This window comes from Methanocrinis sp., assembly GCF_049974945.1.
Lineage (GTDB): Archaea > Halobacteriota > Methanosarcinia > Methanotrichales > Methanotrichaceae > Methanocrinis.
Map to the genome: position 1 here is coordinate 3350 of NZ_JBNGCU010000083.1, position 3799 is coordinate 7148.

5 protein-coding genes are annotated in these 3799 nt (G+C 52.1%); 3 read left to right on the plus strand and 2 right to left on the minus strand.

Translation table 11 applies throughout. The features are described from left to right. The first annotated feature begins 14 nt into the window (after nt 1-14). The 3 genes from ACP5EL_RS08190 to ACP5EL_RS08200 all read left to right on the plus strand — a co-directional run bounded on the left by ACP5EL_RS08190 (nt 15) and on the right by ACP5EL_RS08200 (nt 2580). On the plus strand, nt 15-824 hold the full coding sequence (locus ACP5EL_RS08190; RefSeq protein WP_428402022.1) for a helix-turn-helix transcriptional regulator: 810 nt from the start codon (nt 15-17) through the stop codon (nt 822-824). Nucleotides 825-1347: 523 nt separating this feature from the next. Beyond that, nucleotides 1348-2061, plus strand: coding sequence for a UbiA family prenyltransferase (locus ACP5EL_RS08195; RefSeq protein ID WP_428402023.1), 714 nt, complete (start codon nt 1348-1350; stop codon nt 2059-2061). A gap of 93 nt (nt 2062-2154) precedes the next feature. After that, a complete protein-coding gene (locus ACP5EL_RS08200) occupies nt 2155-2580 on the plus strand; it encodes a hypothetical protein (protein WP_428402024.1) in 426 nt (141 codons plus the stop codon). Nucleotides 2581-2679: 99 nt separating this feature from the next. On the opposite strand, the gene ACP5EL_RS08205 is transcribed toward ACP5EL_RS08200, so the two are convergent. Both ACP5EL_RS08205 and ACP5EL_RS08210 read right to left on the minus strand, forming a co-directional pair. Next, a complete protein-coding gene (locus ACP5EL_RS08205; protein WP_428402025.1) occupies nt 2680-3276 on the minus strand; it encodes a DNA-binding response regulator in 597 nt (198 codons plus the stop codon). Between the two features lie 225 nt (nt 3277-3501). Continuing rightward, a complete protein-coding gene (locus tag ACP5EL_RS08210) occupies nt 3502-3717 on the minus strand; it encodes a hypothetical protein (protein WP_428402026.1) in 216 nt (71 codons plus the stop codon). Nucleotides 3718-3799 lie beyond the last annotated feature (82 nt).

Below are 3799 nucleotides of genomic sequence, written 5' to 3' on the forward strand. Positions count from 1 at the left end.
GAGGCTGACGAGATATGTCGAGATGTGATCTATACGACGTGGCTGAAGCGTCGCTAAAATCCTTCACGCGCTCCAAGGTGCGAACTAAAATCCTCCTTTGCCTGAGAGATGGCGCCAAGAGCACCAGCGATCTGGAGAAGGAGGCGGGCATCAGAAATACGACGATCCTGCATGCCATAAAGGAGATGTCCGATTCAGAGATCGTAGCTCGAGCTGATCAAGGCTATGCTCTGACCAACCTGGGCAAGATGCAGGCCTACATGCTCACCGAGATGATGGATTTCGTCCTGGTCATGGAGAAGTACCATGACTTCTGGCTTACCCACGACATAAGCGCGATACCCGAGACCCTTTTGACCAGGATAGGGATGCTGAGCAGGTCCGAGATCCTCGAAGGAGATCCGGCAGACATCCTCAGAACCCAGGAGTTCTTCATCTCGGAGCTCAGGGGGGCAAAGGCGATCCGCGGACTCTCCCCCATCATAATACCCGGCTACCCCGAGGCGGTGGCGATCGCCGTCATGGACGGGGCCGAGGTCGACCTGATACTGACGAAGTCGATATTGGATATCGTTATCCGGCAGCATACCGATCTCTTAAAGCAGCTATTGGAAGCTGATAACTTCAGGCTGTACAGGATCAATATGGACGTCGCTGCAGCGTTCACCGTCACCGACTCAATCTTCTCTTTGGGACTGTTCAGGCTCGATGGAGGCTACGATGTAGGGAAGGACCTGAACTGTATTGGAGGGGCGGCCATCAGCTGGGGAAATGAGCTCTTCGATCATTACTTGGCCAAATCGGATCGAATCGGGTCGATCTGATGCCGTCTCGGTCCCATTTTTGTACCCCCTTTCTAATCTTCTGCTATGATCGTATGATGAATTTGAGGTTGAGAATATTGTTAATAACTATGAACGCTGATGGTATAACGCAAAATTTCAGCACCCTTACAGACGGTGCTGACATATAGAACATATACTCGTGATCGACCACTCAATTTTGATTTTGGGAAGAGTTCTAGATCTCAGACTAAAAAAAGTCAATATTAATAATCTGTCATATCCATTTCAGAACTGCAAGCTATTGGCTATTGTTTGTAGACTGATATAATTTTTAAAAAAAAATATTAAAATGCTATTATGTCGACAAGATTATGAGTGTCTGTTAGTACTATTGTTCTCTGGGTGTTGTATCTTGAATGGATCTTACTGCACATATGGATCGGATCTTGGTAATGTTCTAAACAGAATATTTACGTTCTTGTCGGTAAGTTCTCTCTTCATCGGGGGTACTGGCTTTTTCAAGACCTATGTCGGGTACACTCTGCTGGGAGAGCCCCCCGGGATGCTGACATGTGCGATAGTTTTTTTGATCGCTTTCTCCGTCTACAGCCTCGACAAGATCGCCGATCTGGACAAAGACATAATCAACATGCCTCAGAGGAGGAGCTTTCTTTACGGACGCAAAAGACTCGTCCTCTCCTCTTCCCTGGCTGCGTACGGGCTGGCGGCCCTCTTGACTCTGGCGAGCACGCCGACGGCGCTCCCCATAGTCCTGACCCCCATAATCGCCAACGCCTTTTACGGCACGAAGCTTTTGCCGGGAGTCCCCCGGCTCAAGGACATCCCGGTGATGAAGAACTTGGTGGTGGCATCGACCTGGGCTCTGATCACGACCCTCTTGCCCGCTATGAGCGCGGGATGCCTGGAGCCGTTCAAGATCGCCATCGTCGGATACTTCATCTTTGTGAAGACCTTTGTGGACACAGCGCTCTACGATATGAGGGATGTCGAGGGCGACAGGCAGAACGGCGTCAGGACGATTCCCGTGATCCTTGGGACCGGGAGGACGACAGCGCTCCTCATGGCCGTCAACAGCACTCTCCTTTTTATACCGGCGTTTATGCAAGGTGAAGTTAAGCTGTTTACGGTGATCCTCATCGTCTACGGATACGCCTACATACTCTATTTCATGAAGAGCAGAGATCCCCTAGTGCTGGACTTTTTGGTGGAGGGTGAATGGATGCTCGCAACATTTCTCATCCTCCTCTATTTCTGACCTCGTTCAGCTGCCGATCTTCGATGGCTGCCGCTCGGTCGAGATTAACTATTAATACGAATCAAGACCTCCACCACAGAGAGGTATGGAGAGATGGAGATGAAAACCGCCAGATGGTCAATAATAGCCCTTGTCTTGGCCTCCCTGATCCATCCATGTGCCGCCCTCAGCAACGTCGACGTCACCGGCACCTGGGAGTCGCGCTACAACTTCGGTCTGATTGAAGAGGTGATGACCGCCAACATACTGCAGGTCGGAAGCGAGATCATCGGGTCTTATTCGGTAGAGATCCTCCCATCCGGGGACGAATACAGCGGGATCATCTTCGGGACCGTCGATGGCGACGAGATCAAAGCCTTCTACCTGGCCATAAAAGGCGCAGACGGGAGCAACCCCCTGACAACCATATCCTTTACCGACGGAGTCGCAATAAAGGATGACAAGATCCGGGGCGAGTTTTACTATCGGGACAGCGATCTGTTAGAGCTATCGGGGGCCTACGAGGCGGATCGAGTCTGAAATGGATGAGGATTGCTGGGATCTTCAAAATTATGTGTTGGAGTGGATCTTTAAAGGGCTTGGAGGAGCCGCCTTCCCCGGACTGAGGCAGCCACCCCCTCAAGCCTCTGCGGTCTCGTAGTCGGTATCCATGGTGTCCTGGAGCCCGTCTTTGGAGATGTGGGTGACCATCCTCTCTGAGACGTCCTGGTCGGAGATGATCTCCTCAAAGCGCTTGGTATACCCATCCCTCTCGGCGGCCGCCTGACACCCAAAGATGTTCTTGTACTCGCTGATGGTGGAGGGGGCCACCCCCAGCCTTTCGCTCATCTCCTTCACCGAGAGTTCGGCATTGGCCAGCTTCAAGAACTCCTGCTTTTCGAAGGGCGGCTTCAGGTCTGCTTCTCGGAACAGATGGAGCTTGATCCTGGCACGGCTAACGGTCTTGTTGAGCGCTCGATCTCCCAGCTCCTCGGCGATCTCGGTATCGCTTAGCCCCTTATAAAATAGCCTCACCACCGTGGCCAGCTGCTCTGGGGTGAGCTTGGTCTGTATGTTGTATCGCCTGCACATATCGGATACAACCACCCGAAGCTTGTGTTCGATCTCTTCACTTCCTTTGAGATCGCCATGTAGCGTGGCCTGCTTCTCGACCACTTTGGTGCTGCTTGAGATCTTCAAGAACAGCTCTTTCAACTGCTCCGTCTTATCGCTCATTTAAGTACACACCCCGCCGATAACTCCTTTGTTTATACTATAAAGAGGTTTCCCATAATATTGGCAGGAGCTTCTCGGCGAAGATAACTCCCGAAACAGAGCCGTCTGGAGCGGCAGAAGATCTTACCTGCCGCTCTCTACCGGGAGGCGGATCCAAAGAAAAATGCCCCGGTCAAAGCCGCTCTCTTTCTTTGAGAAGGCGGGAGAGATGCCGGATTCGATCCTTCAAAATCTCCTTCGCGGCCTCTTCTTGAACCTGTTCTCGGGCTTCATGTCCCTGGCGACACCGGCGGCGATGAACCGCTCCACCCTCTCCTCCTGGCTCCTCCTCTCCTGGACCATCCTCTTCACGATGACGTAGTTGGCGATGAAGAAGATCGGCAGCATCAGGAGGCATATGGCGGCGATCTGCCAGATCTCCAGGTGATAAGAGACGTCCATGAGACATAAATTGCACCGCCAGTATAAAAATTCACCGGAATTTCGAGAGGAGCCTCGCATAAAACTCCCGCTCATCCCCCTC

Bases quoted from the DNA above. Each gene is read 5' to 3' on its own strand.
- ACP5EL_RS08205 (WP_428402025.1), bottom strand. From the start codon at position 3,276: ATGAGCGATAAGACGGAGCAGTTGAAAGAGCTGTTCTTGAAGATCTCA.
- ACP5EL_RS08190 (WP_428402022.1), top strand. From the start codon at position 15: ATGTCGAGATGTGATCTATACGACGTGGCTGAAGCGTCGCTAAAATCC.
- ACP5EL_RS08210 (WP_428402026.1), bottom strand. From the start codon at position 3,717: ATGGACGTCTCTTATCACCTGGAGATCTGGCAGATCGCCGCCATATGC.
- ACP5EL_RS08195 (WP_428402023.1), top strand. From the start codon at position 1,348: ATGCTGACATGTGCGATAGTTTTTTTGATCGCTTTCTCCGTCTACAGC.
- ACP5EL_RS08200 (WP_428402024.1), top strand. From the start codon at position 2,155: ATGGAGATGAAAACCGCCAGATGGTCAATAATAGCCCTTGTCTTGGCC.